Source organism: Dickeya chrysanthemi NCPPB 402 (genome assembly GCF_000406105.1).
GTDB classification, from domain to species: domain Bacteria; phylum Pseudomonadota; class Gammaproteobacteria; order Enterobacterales; family Enterobacteriaceae; genus Dickeya; species Dickeya chrysanthemi.
In genome coordinates this window covers 2,221,385-2,238,499 of the sequence record NZ_CM001974.1, presented here as the reverse complement: position 1 = coordinate 2,238,499, position 17,115 = coordinate 2,221,385, and the positions used below count along the sequence as shown (strand labels likewise).

General features: G+C 55.3%; 14 protein-coding genes. 6 read left to right on the top strand and 8 right to left on the bottom strand.

Annotated elements, in window-relative coordinates; translation table 11 throughout:
• Positions 1 to 131 precede the first annotated feature (131 nt).
• The 6 genes from DCH402_RS10030 to DCH402_RS10005 all read right to left on the bottom strand — a co-directional run bounded on the left by DCH402_RS10030 (position 132) and on the right by DCH402_RS10005 (position 7,145).
• Positions 132 to 1,133: a bile acid:sodium symporter family protein gene (locus DCH402_RS10030; protein ID WP_040000953.1), complete on the bottom strand. Its 1,002-nt coding sequence runs from the start codon at positions 1,131 to 1,133 to the stop codon at positions 132 to 134.
• Positions 1,134 to 1,288: 155 nt separating this feature from the next.
• Positions 1,289 to 2,338: an oxidoreductase gene (locus DCH402_RS10025; protein WP_040000952.1), complete on the bottom strand. Its 1,050-nt coding sequence runs from the start codon at positions 2,336 to 2,338 to the stop codon at positions 1,289 to 1,291.
• A 190-nt stretch (positions 2,339 to 2,528) separates the two neighbouring features.
• Complete coding sequence (gene araC / locus DCH402_RS10020; protein ID WP_040000951.1) at positions 2,529 to 3,479, bottom strand: arabinose operon transcriptional regulator AraC; 951 nt, start codon at positions 3,477 to 3,479, stop codon at positions 2,529 to 2,531.
• Between the two features lie 69 nt (positions 3,480 to 3,548).
• Positions 3,549 to 4,538 (bottom strand): L-arabinose ABC transporter permease AraH, encoded by a 990-nt coding sequence (araH, locus tag DCH402_RS10015; protein WP_411431454.1) that lies wholly within the window; start codon positions 4,536 to 4,538, stop codon positions 3,549 to 3,551.
• A 14-nt stretch (positions 4,539 to 4,552) separates the two neighbouring features.
• Positions 4,553 to 6,076: an L-arabinose ABC transporter ATP-binding protein AraG gene (araG, locus tag DCH402_RS10010; protein ID WP_040000950.1), complete on the bottom strand. Its 1,524-nt coding sequence runs from the start codon at positions 6,074 to 6,076 to the stop codon at positions 4,553 to 4,555.
• Positions 6,077 to 6,161: 85 nt separating this feature from the next.
• A complete protein-coding gene (locus DCH402_RS10005; RefSeq protein WP_040000949.1) occupies positions 6,162 to 7,145 on the bottom strand; it encodes an arabinose ABC transporter substrate-binding protein in 984 nt (327 codons plus the stop codon).
• 382 nt (positions 7,146 to 7,527) lie between these two features.
• Between DCH402_RS10005 and DCH402_RS10000 the strand changes: the two genes are divergently transcribed.
• The gene (locus tag DCH402_RS10000) at positions 7,528 to 9,213 is read left to right on the top strand and encodes a ribulokinase (RefSeq protein ID WP_040000948.1); all 1,686 of its coding nucleotides are present in this window, start codon (positions 7,528 to 7,530) and stop codon (positions 9,211 to 9,213) included.
• Between the two features lie 53 nt (positions 9,214 to 9,266).
• Positions 9,267 to 10,778 (top strand): L-arabinose isomerase, encoded by a 1,512-nt coding sequence (gene araA / locus DCH402_RS09995; protein ID WP_040000947.1) that lies wholly within the window; start codon positions 9,267 to 9,269, stop codon positions 10,776 to 10,778.
• A 99-nt stretch (positions 10,779 to 10,877) separates the two neighbouring features.
• Here the strand turns inward: araA and DCH402_RS09990 are convergent, their stop codons facing one another.
• Entirely contained in the window at positions 10,878 to 12,590 is a 1,713-nt protein-coding gene (locus tag DCH402_RS09990) for a polysaccharide lyase family protein (RefSeq protein ID WP_040000946.1), read from the bottom strand.
• A gap of 155 nt (positions 12,591 to 12,745) precedes the next feature.
• Complete coding sequence (locus tag DCH402_RS23290; RefSeq protein WP_264085408.1) at positions 12,746 to 12,874, bottom strand: hypothetical protein; 129 nt, start codon at positions 12,872 to 12,874, stop codon at positions 12,746 to 12,748.
• A gap of 458 nt (positions 12,875 to 13,332) precedes the next feature.
• On the opposite strand from DCH402_RS23290, the gene ydgT reads away from it, so the two are divergent.
• From ydgT to rsxC, 4 genes are all read left to right on the top strand, one after another.
• Positions 13,333 to 13,548, top strand: a complete 216-nt coding sequence (gene ydgT, locus DCH402_RS21285; protein ID WP_071604696.1) for a transcription modulator YdgT — start codon at positions 13,333 to 13,335, stop codon at positions 13,546 to 13,548.
• Positions 13,549 to 13,984: 436 nt separating this feature from the next.
• Positions 13,985 to 14,566, top strand: a complete 582-nt coding sequence (gene rsxA / locus DCH402_RS09985; protein ID WP_012769863.1) for an electron transport complex subunit RsxA — start codon at positions 13,985 to 13,987, stop codon at positions 14,564 to 14,566.
• On the top strand, positions 14,566 to 15,156 hold the full coding sequence (gene rsxB, locus DCH402_RS09980; protein WP_027712106.1) for an electron transport complex subunit RsxB: 591 nt from the start codon (positions 14,566 to 14,568) through the stop codon (positions 15,154 to 15,156). Before rsxA ends, rsxB begins: the two co-directional genes overlap by 1 nt.
• Positions 15,149 to 17,115, top strand: a 1,967-nt coding sequence (gene rsxC / locus DCH402_RS09975) for an electron transport complex subunit RsxC (protein WP_040003523.1), incomplete at its 3' end; no start/stop codon positions are given. The genes rsxB and rsxC, both read left to right, overlap by 8 nt.

Below are 17,115 nucleotides of genomic sequence, written 5' to 3'. Positions count from 1 at the left end.
GTGAGCCGCACAAACCCGCCTCACAGGCGTCCACTATAATAAAGATTTACTTTGTTGACTATCCCATAAAGTAACTATCCATTCAATAGTTACTTTCAATGGAATGACCACTTAATTACGTGACTTATCAATTACTTTTCGGTCGCCGTTGCTGAATCGCCCAACGGTGCGGTGCGCTTCGCATACCGCTGTGCCAGCGTCGCGCATACCATCAACTGAATCTGGTGGAAAATCATCAGCGGTAACACCATTGCACCGACGGCCGCCGCAGGAAACAGCACATTAGCCATTGGTATACCGTTCGCCAGACTCTTTTTTGATCCACAGAAAACGATGGTGATTTCATCCGGGGTACTGAATCCCAGTTTACGCGCCGCCAGCGTGGTGCACACCAGCACAATTCCCAGCAGCACCAACGAACACACCACCACCGCCAACAGCGACCAGCCATTAATCTGGTGCCAGATGCCCTGTACCACCGCCTCACTAAACGCCACATACACCACTAAAAGAATTGATGACCGGTCAGTGATATTGATCAGTTTACGATGGCGGTCAACCCAACCACCAATCAGTGGACGAGACAGATGACCGATAACGAACGGCACCATCAACTGCATGATAATCGAACCGATTGCATGCAGCGTATCAGTTTGCCCTCCCTGGGTATGCATTAGCAATCCGACCAGTACCGGCGACAGGAATACCCCCAAAATGCTGGAGGCCGATGCGCTACAGATAGCCGCCGCGACGTTGCCGCGCGCCATCGACGTAAACGCAATCGCCGATTGTACGGTGGCCGGCAGCGCGCACAAATACAGGAAACCGAGGTACAACCCCGGTGTTAATATCTGCGGAGAGAGGAACGCCATGCCGAGCCCCAGTAACGGGAACAGAATAAAGGTACTGGCAAACACCACCAGATGCAGCCGCCAGTGGCCCATCCCGGCGGTAATGGCTTCACGGGATAATTTGGCGCCATGCATGAAAAACAGCAGTGCGATGGCCGCATTGGTCAGATTTTCGAAGAAAACCTTGGTCGCGCCCTCACACGGGAAAATAGACGCGGTGATAACGACCGCAATCAAAACCAGCAAAAATTTGTCAATTTTCAAGCGTTGTAACCATGCCATAGCGTGTTTGCATCCTCAGACATAAAAAATACAGGCGATCCTAAGATCGCCTGCTTAAACAATGCCCTACTATCAGCAATAAACACCCATAATGCAAGGCTGAAACCTGTCTCGCATTATGGGTTTTCCGTCACAAATCATGAATACCTGGCAGGCTAACTGTTTCTCAACGTCATCGCTTTTTTCTGTTCATGTGAGGTCAGTCCCAGTTCAACCAGTTCCATGACATTGATGGCCTGCTCAACGGGAACCGGGTTATCGCCTTTTCCTAGTAAGGCATCTCGAATACCGGCATAGTAAGCAGGATAGTGGCCGGGAATCGTCGGCACCGTTTGCGCCGCCAGTACGCCATCGCGATGCAATGTCAGCACGCCATCGCGGTTGTCCTGCCCCCAGTCGTCGTGATCCTCGGGTTTTTCACCTGCTTTTAACTGATCTTCCTGCGGGTCGAGGCCGAATTTCACGTAGCTGCCTTGAGTACCATGAATGATATAACGAGCGCTTTCCGCTGCCGCCAGCATAGTGCCATGCACCACAATACGCCGTTGGGGATAAATCAAAGTGGCATGGAAATAATCCGTGGCTTTACTCCCGGGGCGCAATTGCGCCAGATCGGCCTGAATCGCCACCGGCAAACCAAACAGTTGCAGCACCTGATCAATCAAATGCGGCGCCAGATCGTACCAAATACCGCTCCCTTCGCCGCCGTCTTCGCGCCAGCGCTGACGGATTGCCGGCCGATAGCGATCAAAGTGCGACTCCATGTACACCACATCGCCCAGCGCCCCGGTTTTCAGCAAATGTTTCAACGTCAAAAAATCGCTGTCCCAGCGCCGGTTGTGAAATACGGAAAGCAGCTTACCCACGTGCTCCGCCTGTTGACGCAACTCACGCGCCTGTGACAGTGTCACGGTGAACGGTTTATCCACCACCACATGTTTACCCGCCATCAATGCCTGACGGGCCAGCGGGAAATGGGTGTCATTGGGCGTGGGAATAACAATCAAATCGATATCGGGATCATTGAATAATGCCTGCGGCTCCTGTTCGACTCGCATCGAGGGCCAGTCCGCCTGAACCTTCCCGGCATCACTGCTGGACACGGCCGCCAGCTTCATGCCTGACGTGGCGGCAATTAACGGCGCATGAAACGTCTTACTGGCATAGCCATAACCCAATAGACCAACACGGATGGTATCCGTCATATATTTCCCCTCATTGGCGGACCTGAAGATCAGACCCGTAGTCCTGTTGCAATTAGGCCGCATCCCGCACCAACATACCGCTGGCGGAACACAGCCTAGTATAGCACTGGGGAAAATGATAATTATCGGACGGTTCCGTGTTCAATATCGGCCGTGAACGCCAACGGCGCTCACGACTGGTCACGAAACGTTACGGCGTTGCCATCCACGGATGTGATGCAAGCAGTTCCCCCCGCCAGGCCGAGGCATCCAGTGATCTTTCCAACGCCGGATGATGGATTTCGCTGTTGCGACGGCGGAAATCGCTGGGGCTCACGCCGACCCGTTTACGGAACACGCGGGAAAAATAGAGTTGATCGTCATAGCCCACCACCCGCCCGACGGCGGCGATCGACTCCTGGGTCGTCTGCAACAACAATTTGGCGCGAATCACCCGTTGATCTTCGCGCCAGCGCAGGATATTCACCCCTACCTGCTCACGAAACAAATGCGCCAGCCGCGACGGCGACAAACACACATGGCGCGCCACCTCATCAATTCGCAGCTCACCGGCCAGATTGCCGGTAATAAACTGACAGGCTTCGATCACCCGCGGGTCCATAATCCGTTGCGGGCTCTGCGGGTCTTCCTCCATTGCGCGCAACAGCAGGCGCTCCAGCAGGTTCATCGCCAGCTCTTCGGCAAAACGCCGGCCGGAACGGTGGGTCTGTTCAATATTGGCGAACAGTTTATCGAACTCCTGCAACAACCCGGTGCTGGACAGCGTCAGCCGCCCGACGTCGCACCCTTTGCTGTGCCATTCCAGCCAGTCGGCCCAGTAGGCCCGCGGCCGGAAATAGACCCAGCGGTGATACCAACAGTCGCTGCTGGGAGCGCGTCCATAGTAGTGCCGCGAACGGGGGGGAAATAGCAGCAGGTCGCCGGGATTGCAGAAAAACGTATCGTCGCCATCCAGCACTTTGCCCTGGCCTTTGATGGTCAGGTTGATGATGTACCCCTTCATGCCGTCCGGACGGTCGATAAAGAAATCCAGCGGCCCACCTGCCAGAATCGGCGTCAACCCGGCCACCAGATAGGCGTTAAACGCATAACCGGGCAGCAACGGGTTGGGTTGTGACTCATGCGCCATACGGTGATACATGCGGCCTCCTGAAAAGAGATTCTCGTCTGTTATGGGTAGCGCCGGCTCAGGGCCGGCGCTCATCGGTTATCACACCGTTTTCTTCGACAGTTGCTTGTAGCGGTCAAAAATCACCGCCGCCAGCAGAATCAAACCACGCACCACATATTGAGCAAAGGGCGAAATATTCAGCAAGTTCATGGCGTTTTCCACCGTTCCCAGAATCAACACCCCAGCCACGACATAGGATATCTTGCCGATGCCGCCTTTCAGTGACACACCGCCCAGTACGCACGCCGAAATCACAATCAATTCATAGCCGATCGACGTCATCGGCTGGCCACTGGTCATACGCGACGCCAGAATGATGCCGGCGGCGGCGGAAACCAGCCCGGACAGGCCGAAAATAATGATTTTGGTGCGAACCACCGGTACCCCGGCCAGCCGGGCCGCTTCTTCATTGCCGCCAATCGCCAGCGTATTACGCCCAAAGGTGGTTTTATTGAGCAGTAAACCGAACAGCACCATGCAAATGACCGTCAGCCAGATCGGCGCCGGCAACCCCAGCCAGTTGGCGTACCCCAACGTGAAGAAACGCTCATCTTCGATACCCACCGCCTTGCCGTCGGAGATGATGTACGCCAGCCCACGCACAATCTGCATGGTCGCCAGTGTGGTGATCAGCGCGTTGATTTTCAGTTGCGCGATGACAAACCCGTTGAGCAAACCGAACGCCACCCCCAGCAACAGCCCGGCGCCGACGCCCAACCACAAACTTTCACTGAGGTTGATCACTACCGCGGTGGTGACACCGGCGCAGGCAATCACCGACGCGACCGACAAGTCAAAATCGCCGGAAGCAAGGCAAAACAGCATGCCGCACGCCACCATGCCCGACATGGAGATTGCCAGGCCCAACCCTTTCATGTTGACGAAGGTAGCGAAATTCGGCACGAACAACGCACAAGCCAGAAACAGGGCGGCAAACACCACCAACATGCCGTAATTATCCCAAATGCGGGACAGGCTAAAGCCATGAGATTTGCCGGCGTGGGAAGGGGAACTAACCGTAGACATCATCAACTCCTTGGCGGTCAGGCAACCGCGGGTTCAGTAGCAGTCGTTTTCAACATCGCCAGACTCAGGACGTGCTGTTCACTGGCTTCATCGTGCAGCAGTTCGCCGGAAATGGCGCCCTCGCGCATCACCACGATGCGATCCGCCAGTCCCAGCACTTCAGGCAAGTCGCTGGAGGCAAATAGCACGGCAATGCCCTGACGGGCCAGTTCGTAGATCACGTGATAGATTTCATGCTTGGCGCCGACGTCAATGCCGCGGGTCGGTTCATCCAGCATGATCACTTTCATGTCCTCCGACAGCCAACGGCCAAGGATCGCCTTCTGTTGATTACCGCCGGACAGGTTCATGATCAGCTGCGTCGGCGACGGCGTTTTGATATTCAGCGCCTGAATGTGATGATCGGCATTTTCCTCCTCCCAGGCGTCATTGATGATGAAACCGTTTTTAATATGCTTGCGACGGGCGCTGATGTTGATGTTGTCCCGCACCGAATGCACCGGAATGATGCCGTCGGCTTTGCGATCTTCCGGGCACAACATCAAGCCGCGGCGGATAGCATCGCCAGGCGTTCTGGCGTGTAATGGCTGACCGTCCAGCCGCACCTCGCCGCCGGTAATCCCGGTAGCGCCGAACAGCGCTTTCATCAGCTCACTGCGTCCGGCGCCCACCAGCCCAAACAGGCCGACGATTTCACCGCTGCGTACGGATAATGAAATCGGCGATTTCACGCCCACCGCTTTCACCTCATGCAGTTCCAGCCGCGGCTCGCCGTGAGGGCGTGGCTGATAGCCGTAAATATCGCCCAGATTGCGCCCCACCATCGCCTGAACCAACTGAGCGTGGTCAACCTGCTGCATGTCGCTAAAGGTTTTCACGTAGCGCCCGTCTTTGAACACGGTGATGGCATCGCTCAGCGCAAAGATTTCCTCCATACGGTGCGACACATACAAAATCACCCGACCTTCGCTGCGCAACTCGCGAATCACCCGAAACAGCTGTTCGATTTCCCGCGCCGACAGCGAGCTGGTCGGCTCGTCAAAGGCGATAATCTTGGCGTTACGCGCCAGCGCCTTGGCGATTTCCACCATCTGCCACTGCCCGATGGACAGATATTTCAGCGGGGTGTCCGGGTCGATATCCAGCCCGAGATGCTGTAATTGCAAACCGGCTTCATAACGCAGCAGCGACCGGTTTACCAGCCCGCCCTTGTGCGGCAGTTGTCCCAGATAGATGTTTTCCGCTACCGTCATTTCCGGCACCAGATGCAATTCCTGATAGATGATCGCCACACCGGCATTCAGCGCGTCCATCGTATTGGCGAAGCGCACCGGCTGGCCTTTGATCTGAATTTCTCCCTGCGACGGCGTGTAATTGCCGCTCAAAATTTTCAGCAAGGTGGATTTGCCCGCGCCGTTTTCCCCCATCAATGCATGGATTTGTCCGGCATGGCAGTCAAAACTGATGTCGTCCAGGGCTTTGACGCCGGGAAAAACCTTGCCGATCCCCCGGAAAGATAAATAAGGTGACTGTACGGTCATTTCAGCATCCTCAATGGGCGGCACCGTCGGCGTGACGGCGCGCCAGTGTCCTGCCCGCCCGACACTCTCAGGCGGACCAGGGTCATTACATCAGGCCTTTCTTCTGCAGTTCGGTTTTAAAGTTATCGCGGGTAATCAGCACCACATCGGTCACTTCGGTGAATTTCTGCGGTTCTACCCCTTTGGTTACCCAGTCATGCAACATCTGGATGCTCTTGTAGCCGTGTACGTCTGGGCTGGGTAGCAATGAACCGTAGAAGCCGGTTGGCTGCGCTTTAGACAATTCGCTGACCGCATCCACCCCGTTGATGCCAATGCCGATCACGTTGGCCGCTTTGAATCCTTGCCCTTCTGTCGCACGCACGCCGCCCAGCACGGTATTGTCGTTCATGCCGACCACCAGCCAGTTTTTCACGTTGGGGTGCTGCACCAGCAGCGAGTTGGCGGCATCAAATGCGCCGGGGATGTCGTTGGATTTGGTCGGCACCTGATAGATCTGTTTTTCCGGGAATCCGGCGGCTTTCAGCGCATCTATCGATCCGGAGGTACGACGGCGAGCGGTGTCCAACTCATTAGCGGTGATCGCCATGACCGCCGTTTCCTGAAGTTTCCAGCCGCGCTTCTGCATTTCTTTCCATAATTCCTGTCCCTGACGCTCGCCAATTTTGGTGGCGGCCATCATCACCAGCGGCACGCTGTCCATCGGCTGCCCTTTAGCATTGACGAACTGGTCATCCACGGCGATCACTTTCAGGTTATAACTGCGCGCCTTGGCAACGATGGCCGACCCCAGCTTCGGGTCGGGGGTACAGATGACAAACCCTTTGGCGCCGCTGGCCGCCAGGCTGTCGATAGCATTGAGGGTTTTCTCGCCGTCGGGTACGGCTATCTTGATAACGTCAAATCCCAGGTCTTTACCGGCTTTGTCGGCAAACCGCCATTCGGTCTGGAACCAGGGCTCTTCCGGCTGTTTGACCAGAAAGCCCAGCTTCATATTTTCCGCGATAGCCGATTGTGACATAACCGCAGCCAGCCCAATCGCCGCCAAAACCTTAGTGAATTTATGCATGGTCTTCTCCGCTCATTGTTATCTTTAACACGATGGCAACCGGAGGTGCCATCACGCGTGTAAACGCTCTCAGTAAGATGTTGTTTTCTGGAACAATGAAAAAACAAAGGGTTATTTTGATTCTCTTCTCCGTTTTCCTTTAGACGCGTAATTTGTAGCGGGTATTTTCACCACGAAGAGAGAGCACAATCACATTCAGAAACTACAGCTGATTTGTACATAGATTCAGCAAATTTAACCTGCCATTAACTTATGACCGCCATCACAAAACCCCTGCGCGCGACAGAAAAATACATACTTCCAGCTAACCGCTCCTCACGGCGCCGGTACGGCCTGTCTATCGTAAACAGCGTGATCCCTACGATTAACAGGAGCAGCAACGATGAGTGCGGGCGCCATTACTCTCGGTCTTGATTTTGGCAGCGATTCTGTCCGTGCGCTGGCGGTGGATTGCCGCAGCGGGCAGGAATTGGAAACAGAAGTGGTCTATTATCCGCGCTGGCGTCAGGGACAATATTGTCACCCCGCCAGCAACCAGTTTCGCCACCATCCGTTGGATTACATCGAATCACTGGAACTGGCGATTCGTACCGTGGTCGCACGATTGACTCCCGAACAGCGTCAGCAGATAACCGGCATTGGCGTCGACTCCACCGGTTCAACGCCGGCGCCAATAGATGAACAAGGTAACGTTCTGGCGCTACGTCCGGAGTTTGCGGATAACCCCAACGCCATGTTTGTGCTATGGAAAGATCACACCGCCATTGATGAAGCCGAAGCCATCAACCAGCTATGCCGCAGCGGCCAGTTTCCGGATTACACCCGCTACATCGGCGGGGTGTATTCATCGGAATGGTTCTGGGCCAAAATTCTCCATATCACCCGGCAGGACCCGGCGGTGCGTCAGGCGGCGGTCTCCTGGATAGAACTGTGCGACTGGGTACCGGCCCTGCTCTCCGGCACCACGGCACCGGATGCCATTCGTCGTGGTCGTTGCAGCGCCGGACACAAATCCTTGTGGCACCCCGACTGGGGTGGATTGCCGCCAAAAGATTTTTTACAGGCGCTGGATCCCTGCCTGACGGAAAAACTGCACTACCCGCTGTTTACCGAAACCTGGACCGCCGATCATCCGGTCGGCACGCTGACGCCGCAATGGGCGCAGCGCTTAGGATTACCTGAACACGTCGTTATCGCCGGCGGTGCCTTTGATTGTCACATGGGCGCGGTCGGTGCCGGAGCGCAGCCTTATACGCTGGTCAAAGTTATCGGTACTTCGACCTGCGACATTCTGATAGCCGACGCGGATCGCGTCGGCGACAAGACGATCGCCGGGATCTGTGGTCAGGTCGATGGCAGCGTGGTGCCCGGCTACATCGGTCTGGAAGCCGGACAATCCGCCTTCGGCGATATGTACGCCTGGTTTGGCCGCGTACTGGGCTGGCCACTGCAACTGGCCGCCAGTGAACACCCGGAATGGCAGCCGCAACTCGATCAACTGCAATCCAGCCTGCTGGCCCAGTTGACGCAAGCCTGGGCTGCTTCCCCGTCGCTCGACCACCTGCCGGTGGTGCTCGACTGGTTTAATGGCCGCCGTACGCCGTTCGCCAATCAGCGCCTCAAAGGCGTGATCACCGATCTTAACCTCGGCACCGATGCCCCGGCCCTGTTCGGCGGGTTGATCGCCGCCACCGCTTTTGGCGCGCGCGCCATCATGGCTTGCTTTGAATCTCAGCACATTCCGGTAGAAAACGTGCTCGCGCTGGGAGGGATTGCCCGCAAATCCGCCACCATTATGCAAGTCTGTACCGACGTGATGAATCGCCCGATGCAGATCGTCGCCTCGGATCAATGCTGCGCGCTGGGTGCGGCCATCTTCGCCGCCGTCGCGGCCGGATCGCATCCGGATATTCCCTCTGCACAACGGCATATGGCCTGCGGTATCGAACGCACCCTGATGCCGGATCCGCAACGGGTCGCCCGTTATCAACAGCTTTACGAACGTTATCAGCAATGGTGTCGGCTGGCGGAACCTGCTTACGCCCCTCACGCTGGGGCAAACGATTAAGTATTTGCCGAACATCATTTTATATCCCGCTGGGAACCTAAACAGGAGTCATCATGGAACAATTTAAGCCGCTCGAAGTCTGGTTTGTGATTGGCAGTCAGCATCTGTATGGCCCGGAAGCGCTGCGTCAGGTAAAAGAGAACGCCGAAAAAGTCGTGAATGGCCTGAACCGCGACGCCAACCTGCCAGTGCGGCTGGTACTCAAACCGCTGGTCAAAACGCCGGATGAAATTACCGCGTTGTGCCGCGACGCCAACTATCAGGATAACTGCATCGGGCTGCTGGCCTGGCTGCATACCTTCTCACCGGCCAAAATGTGGATTGGTGGCCTGAGTATCCTGAATAAACCGCTGTTGCAGTTCCATACCCAGTTCAACGCCGATATCCCGTGGGACAGCATGGATATGGATTTTATGAACCTGAACCAAACCGCCCACGGCGGACGCGAGTTCGGTTTTATCGGCGCGCGTATGCGTCAGGCGCACCAAGTGGTGGTCGGTCACTGGCAGGATCGCAACGCCCATGAACGCATCGCCAAATGGATGCGGGTCGCAGCGGCGTTGCAGGAAAGCCGCCAGCTTAAAGTGGCGCGTTTTGGCGATAATATGCGGGAAGTGGCGGTCACCGAAGGCGATAAAGTCGGTGCGCAAATCCAGTTTGGTTACGCCGTCAGCGCCTGGGGGCTGGGCGATCTGGTCGGCGTGGTGGATGATGTCGGTCAGGGCGACATTGACGCGCTGATTGAAGAATATGAAGCGACCTACACCTTAAGCGATGCCGTCAAACTGCACGGCCCTAAACGGCAGAATCTGCTGGATGCGGCGCGCATCGAAATCGGCCTGAAACGCTTTCTCGATCAGGGCGGTTTTAGAGCCTTCACCACCAATTTTGAAAACCTCTACGGCCTCAAGCAACTGCCCGGCATCGCGGTACAACGACTGATGCAACAAGGGTATGGCTTTGGCGCCGAAGGCGACTGGAAAACCGCCGCGCTGTTGCGCGTGATGAAAGTGATGGCGCAGGGATTGCCCGGCGGCACCTCCTTTATGGAGGATTACACCTACCATTTCGCACCCGGCAACAATCTGGTATTGGGCGCGCACATGCTGGAAGTGTGCCCGAGTATCGCCAGCGAGGCCAAACCGCTGCTGGATGCGCAATACCTTGGGATCGGCGGCAAAGCGGATCCGGTACGGTTGATCTTCTCCGCCCCGGCCGGATCGGCGCTGAACGTCAGCATGATCGATCTGGGCGATCGTTTCCGTCTACTGGTCAATCAGGTCGATGCCGTCGCTCAGCCGCATCCGTTGCCGAAGCTGCCGGTCGCCCGCGCGCTCTGGCAAGCGCAGCCGTCGCTGGAAACCGCCGCCGAAGCCTGGATTCTGGCCGGCGGTGCCCACCATACCGTGTTTACGCAGTCGCTGGATCTCGATTACCTGCGGTTGTACGCCGACTTGCACAACATCGAGTTGACGGTAATTGATCAGCACACCACCCTACCGGCCTTCAAAGATGGGCTGCGCTGGAACGATCTGTATTACAAGCTGTGCGGACACCGGGCATAACGCCGACGCTCCGTCGGTAAAAGACAAAGCCGACACGTTGTGCCGGCTTTGTTATCTTGTCGGCCATGTTCAGCATCCCAAACATGGCCGTTCACATCGCTATTTCGTTAATGTCACGGCATCGTACATGAAAGTACCGCCATTGAGCGTGAAGGTAATGGTGTTATTGCCATCGCGCAGCAAACCACCATCGATAGTCATTCGCTCGTAGTGATATTTACCGCTGTTCATTGCCCCACGGTATAACGCCTTGTCATTGTCATACTGAATGTCTTTCACTTTGGTGCCGTTCACCGACACCGACAACGAAGGCGTCGTCGGATTGGTCATCCCGCGGTTGCTGGCGGCGGCAAACGCCACGTTCAGCACCCTGCCGCTGCCGTCGGCACGGTCGACATAGTTCACATTCCAACTGCCGGGGTTGGTCTGGGCGTAATACCAGTCTTGCGCCGGGCTCGACTGACCAACGGTATACGTCAGATTGGCCGGTACATCATTCTGCCAGTGATAATTACGCAATTGATCGCCAAAACGGAATTCGGACGCCAACCGGTCGCTCTTACCAATAGACCACACCACCGGAGCGGCCTCAGACAGTTGAATCGCCGGTATCTGCGTTGCGCCGGTTACATTCACTACGTCGCTGTAGAGCACACCCGGTCGGTTACCGCCGTTGGCGTAAACCGTCAGGGTATATTTGCCTTTGCGCACTTTATCAAAGCGGAAATTACCCTGATTATCGGTATTGGTGGTAAAGGCATAACCCAACGTCTGTACATCCGACGCTTCATTCAACGGGGACGATAGCGTCACGTTTAGTGGTTGCGTCGTATTGATACTGCCGGAAACACTGGCGCGATCCAGCGGGAAGCGGCTGTCATTGACCCACTTATAAGGCCAGTCGGCGATTTCCTGCTGGCTACGCGTCAGCGCATCGCGATACATCTGGTCATCCGAGCCCGTATTGACATACAACAACCAGGGGCCATACAGTTTCTGCCAGCCCGGAGGCGCTATCAGATCCGGTGTACCGAAATGCGAACCGGTCATATACATGATCGCCAGGCCATCCTGATGCACCATCAAATCCTGTTTGGTGTCATCGCCGGACATATACTCGGTACTGCCTGGAATAATCCACGCACCGATATTATTGCCGTATACGCCCCACACCGGTGTTTTACGCATATAACCGGCGAAATCGTATTTGGAGTAATAGCTGCCGTCCGGCAATTTCCAGGTCTCATCCTGGATTTTTTCAAAGTTATTGAGCTGGGAATAAAGATAGGGTTTCGTGGTGCGAATACCGTTGGAGATATGATCGAGCAGGAAGGGGTTAAACCGGTATACGCCACGTAATTCACTGACCGTGAGATTAGATGAGGTATCATTACGCGCTACCGCGTAGCTGTAAATCCCACTGACGCCACGCCGCACAATGAAATGATATTCCAGGCTCAGTGTGCTGGTTTCATTATCGATATAAGCAACATGCACAATATCTTTACTGTTCTCGATAACAGAAATCTGCTGTGGTTTAAACTTCAAAAATGAGCCTGAATAATAATCCAGATAGCCGGTACTGCTTTTGCCGAGCGCATTAACCTGGCTATTGGCTTTATCGATCAGATTCTGGCTACCGTTTGACAGCGTACCAATGCTGCCATCACTGCCGATAGCAACAGAAACCAACCCATTATCAATTTGCGCTTTCATGCCTGAGAGCGCCATACTGACGTCAGACGATGATGCCGCCTGCGCCAGCGAAGAACAGAGTATGCTGGCTGCAATAAGATATGTTCTACCTTGCATATACGTTTTCCCTTTTATCCACGTCATCGACACGACCCGAACCCAACTGGAAGAAACCGATTGGATGTCATTACCGGCCTTTCCTTCGTTAAAGGACGAAGACACTCGCCCTTCCGCTACCTGAGCGGAATTCCATTCTGTGCAACCGACGCTATTCACACCTTTTTACCATTGCCCAGCCAGCCAGGATTGTGGCAGAAAAACAAAGAAACACCTGTCGGCTTTCTCATTTTCCAGCCATACCCTTTTCTGCCGCCACGCGAGACGTGCAGCGTTTTACTCACAGTTTGTGAAATACCTCGCCAATTAAACCATCAACCCAATATCGATACCGCGTCGTCCTTCAATATAATGTACTTTTTATTATCCAACATGGTCACAATACAGCCAACTTAGCGGGTAATTAGGGTATGCCCGTCATATACCCGTCATACTTCAAGTTGCAGGTGCGTTGGCTTTCCTCGCTCACCCCAGTCACTTACTTGAGTAAGCTCCTGGGGATTCGCTGCGTCGCCGTCTTCCTGCAACTCGAATTATTTTGGGTATAAATCAAGTTTCAGGAAGACGTCGACATCGAGAATTCCCGGTTACTGACTCTGGTAAGGGGTAAGGGGTCAGGACCAGCGGGAAAAGCCGACAATTTGACGTATGACGGATATATTTTTGAATACAATACTGGACAGAATCATCACGGGGAATATACTAAATCTTCTAAAATCACATCATTGATAAATTTGCGCAAATGAGCGTTTACGAATATTTGTTAAAATTCAGAAAAGTTAATTCACTAGAAAGTCTTGAGAAATTATTTGATCACCTTAATTATTCTCTGACTGACGATCACGATATTATCAATATGTATCGTGCAGCCGATCATCGCCGCGCTGAATTAGCGTCCGGTGGAAAATTGTTCGATATTGGGCAAGTCCCGAAATCAGTCTGGCATTTTGTTGTCTGATGAAACGTGCAGTATGACGGGTATAGTATATACCCGTGTAGCCTTCATGTCTGTTTCACACCGTTTTACGCCATGTCCGTCTTCATATTTGCTTACCTTTTACCGCCTCAGATTATCGTTATATACCCCGAATAATTTGAGCGGCACCGCGCATGCGTTCTTTCGGGCAATACGGAATCCCCAGAAGTTTAACTCAAATCAGTGACTGGGTGAGCGACAACGCTGCCGGGAGCAGCGTTGAACCCCGCTTGCTGCGGCACTGAAGGGGCGGCGCCCAGAAATGAGCCGGGTAAAAAAACCAACGCACCGGCAACGTGCAGTACGGCGGGTATATCACCCACCCTGCGCGCAATCGCCTAATAACCCCACAGAGGGTAAGTTGCCGAATGCCGGACAATGCCCGATAATACGCCGGTTTTGTTATGTAGGCACTGTAATGAGCGAATATGTCTTACTGTTTGTTGGCACGATTCTGGTCAACAACTTTGTACTGGTAAAATTCCTGGGGCTATGCCCGTTTATGGGCGTGTCCAAAAAGCTGGAAGCCGCCATCGGCATGGGGTTTGCCACCACATTTGTGATGACGCTGGGGTCGGTATTCTCCTGGCTGGTCAACACCTATGTGCTGCTGCCGTTAAACCTGCTCTACCTGCGTACGCTGGCCTTCATTCTGGTTTTTGCCGTCGTGGTACAGTTCACTGAACTGGCGGTGCGCAAAACCAGCCCGGCGCTCTACCGCTTATTGGGTATCTTCCTGCCGCTAATCACCACCAACTGTGCCGTGCTTGGCGTAGCCTTGCTGAGCGTGAATCAATCGCACAATTTTCTGCAATCGACCCTGTATGGTTTCAGCGCCGCCGTCGGTTTTTCGCTGGTGCTGGTATTGTTTGCCGCATTGCGTGAGCGTCTTGCGGTGGCTGATGTACCGGCACCATTTCGGGGGTCGTCTATCGCCCTGGTGACGGCCGGGCTGATGTCGCTGGCCTTTATGGGCTTTACCGGTTTGGTGAAACTGTGATGACCACCATCTGGATAGCCATTGCAGCGCTCAGCGCTCTGGCCTTAGTCTCCGGCCTGGTATTGGGGTTTGCCTCCCGGCGCTTCAGGGTAGAGGCGGACCCCGTCGTGGAACAGTTGGAAGCCATGCTGCCGCAAAGCCAATGCGGTCAGTGCGGCTACCCCGGTTGTCGGCCTTATGCCGAAGCGATTGCGCTCAATGGCGAGCAAATCAATAAATGCGTACCGGGCGGCGAACCGCTGATGATCAAGCTGGCGGAACGCCTGAATATCGAACCGCAACCGCTTGACGCCGGAACACCGCAAAAACCGGAACCGCAAGTCGCCTGGATTGACGAGGAAAATTGCATCGGTTGTACCAAATGCATTCAGGCCTGCCCGGTAGACGCGATTATCGGCTCCACCCGCGCCGTTCATACCGTCATCCGCGATCTGTGCACCGGCTGCAACCTGTGCGTGGCGCCCTGCCCGACGGATTGTATTGAATTAAGACCTTTAGCCCCGACGACCACCAACTGGAAATGGAACCTTGATGCCATTCCGGTACGCGTCATCCAGGCGGAAAATCGTGTGATCGAAAATCATGTTTAAGCTGTTCGCCGCCTTCAGAAAAGACAGAATCTGGGATTTTTCGGGTGGAATTCATCCCCCGGAAATGAAAACCCAATCCAGTCAGGTGCCGCTGCGTCAGGCACCTATGCCTGACTATTTGATTATCCCGCTTAAGCAGCATCTCGGGCCGGAAGGCGATTTGTGCGTCAACGTCGGCGACCGGGTGTTACGCGGGCAGCCGCTGACGCGGGGTTTCGGCAGAATGTTGCCGGTGCACGCACCGACATCCGGCACCGTCCATGCCATTCGTCAGCACATGAGTAACCACCCTTCCGGACTGACCGAGCTTAGCGTCATCATCATTCCCGACGGCCAGGACCGTTGGTGCGAACGCCATCCTCTTGTCGACTACCGGCAAGCAACGCCCGCCGAATTAGTTGACAAGTTGCATCAGGCCGGCATCGCCGGATTGGGCGGCGCCGGTTTTCCCACCGCCGCCAAACTGCAGGGCGGTTTACGCGGCATCGAAACCCTGATCATCAACGCCGCCGAGTGTGAACCTTATATCACCGCCGACGACAGGCTGATGCAGGAGTGCGCCCGGGAAATCGCCCAAGGGATTGATATCCTTGATTACCTGCTACAGCCGCAACGCATTCTGCTGGGTATCGAAGACAATAAACCGGAAGCCATTGCCGCGCTGCGTGTGGCGCTGGTGGATTATCCGCGCATTCAAATGCGTGTCATCCCCACCAAGTACCCGTCTGGCGGCGCCAAGCAGCTCACCCGTATTTTGACCGGCAAAGAGGTGCCGTTCGGCAAACACTCATCGGCTATCGGCGTACTCATGCAAAACGTCGGTACCGCGTACGCCATCAAACGCGCCGTTATTGACGGCGAACCACTGACTGAACGCGTCGTCACCCTCACCGGTGATGCGTTACGCCAGCCGGGCAACGTCTGGGCACGGCTGGGGACGTCCGTACGTCACCTGTTACGTCATGCCGGTTATCACGTCACGAACACACAACCGATGGTGATCATGGGCGGGCCATTGATGGGGTTCACCCTGCCGGCACTGGACGTTCCCATCATTAAAACCAGTAACTGCATTCTGGCTCCCGCCCGTGATGAGATTCAGGCGCAGGGAGAAGAACAAGGCTGTATTCGTTGCGGGAAATGCGCCGACGCCTGTCCAGCCGGGCTGTTACCGCAACAACTCTATTGGTTTAGCCGGGGGCAAGAGCACGAGAAAGCACGTCAGCATCATCTGTTTGATTGCATCGAGTGCGGCGCTTGTGCGTACGTGTGCCCCAGCAATATTCCACTGGTGCAGTATTACCGTCAGGAAAAAGCGGAGATCCAGGCGCTGGATCTGGAATCTCGCAAAGCGGCGGAAGCCAAGGCGCGTTTCGATGCCCGTCAGGCACGGTTGGCAAAAGAAAAACAGGCGCGAGAACAACGTCACAAACAGGCTGCCGCCAGCGTCGCAGTCACCGATAAAAATGCGGTCATGGCGGCGCTGGAAAGGGTGCGGAATAAACAAACCTCGGCCGTTCAGCTCGATATTCGCATTGAACCCGGCCAGCAGCCGGATAACAGCGCGGTAATCGCCGCCCGCGAGGCCCGCAAAGCGCAGGCCCGCCTGCTTCAGGCTGAAAAAGCGTTGAACGCACCGGAAAATGATGGACCGAAAGCGGCCGTCGCGGCCGCAATTGCCCGCGCTCAGGCCAAACAGGCCGAGGCTCAGCAGCTGTCCGTGGTTGCCGAAACGCCGTCCAACGACACCGCAGATCCACGCAAAGCCGCTATTGCCGCCGCTATCGCCCGGGTCAAAGCGCGTAAGGCAGCACAGCATAGCGACGATGAAAACGTGACGGCGTCACCGGAAACAACAGCCTCGACGACAGTGGTCGAGCCGCCGCAAAGCAGCCCCTCTGCCGCACCGCATGAGGCACCTCAGAACGAACAAATCGACCCGCGCAAAGCCGCTATTGC

Excerpts from the sequence above, each read along its gene's own strand:
- DCH402_RS10000 (WP_040000948.1), top strand. The coding sequence starts at position 7,528 with ATGAGTGCGGGCGCCATTACTCTCGGTCTTGATTTTGGCAGCGATTCT.
- DCH402_RS10005 (WP_040000949.1), bottom strand. The coding sequence starts at position 7,145 with ATGCATAAATTCACTAAGGTTTTGGCGGCGATTGGGCTGGCTGCGGTT.
- DCH402_RS10030 (WP_040000953.1), bottom strand. The coding sequence starts at position 1,133 with ATGGCATGGTTACAACGCTTGAAAATTGACAAATTTTTGCTGGTTTTG.
- araG (WP_040000950.1), bottom strand. The coding sequence starts at position 6,076 with ATGACCGTACAGTCACCTTATTTATCTTTCCGGGGGATCGGCAAGGTT.
- ydgT (WP_071604696.1), top strand. The coding sequence starts at position 13,333 with ATGAGCGTTTACGAATATTTGTTAAAATTCAGAAAAGTTAATTCACTA.
- rsxA (WP_012769863.1), top strand. The coding sequence starts at position 13,985 with ATGAGCGAATATGTCTTACTGTTTGTTGGCACGATTCTGGTCAACAAC.
- araA (WP_040000947.1), top strand. The coding sequence starts at position 9,267 with ATGGAACAATTTAAGCCGCTCGAAGTCTGGTTTGTGATTGGCAGTCAG.
- araC (WP_040000951.1), bottom strand. The coding sequence starts at position 3,479 with ATGTATCACCGTATGGCGCATGAGTCACAACCCAACCCGTTGCTGCCC.
- DCH402_RS09990 (WP_040000946.1), bottom strand. The coding sequence starts at position 12,590 with ATGCAAGGTAGAACATATCTTATTGCAGCCAGCATACTCTGTTCTTCG.
- DCH402_RS10025 (WP_040000952.1), bottom strand. The coding sequence starts at position 2,338 with ATGACGGATACCATCCGTGTTGGTCTATTGGGTTATGGCTATGCCAGT.
- araH (WP_411431454.1), bottom strand. The coding sequence starts at position 4,538 with ATGATGTCTACGGTTAGTTCCCCTTCCCACGCCGGCAAATCTCATGGC.
- rsxB (WP_027712106.1), top strand. The coding sequence starts at position 14,566 with ATGACCACCATCTGGATAGCCATTGCAGCGCTCAGCGCTCTGGCCTTA.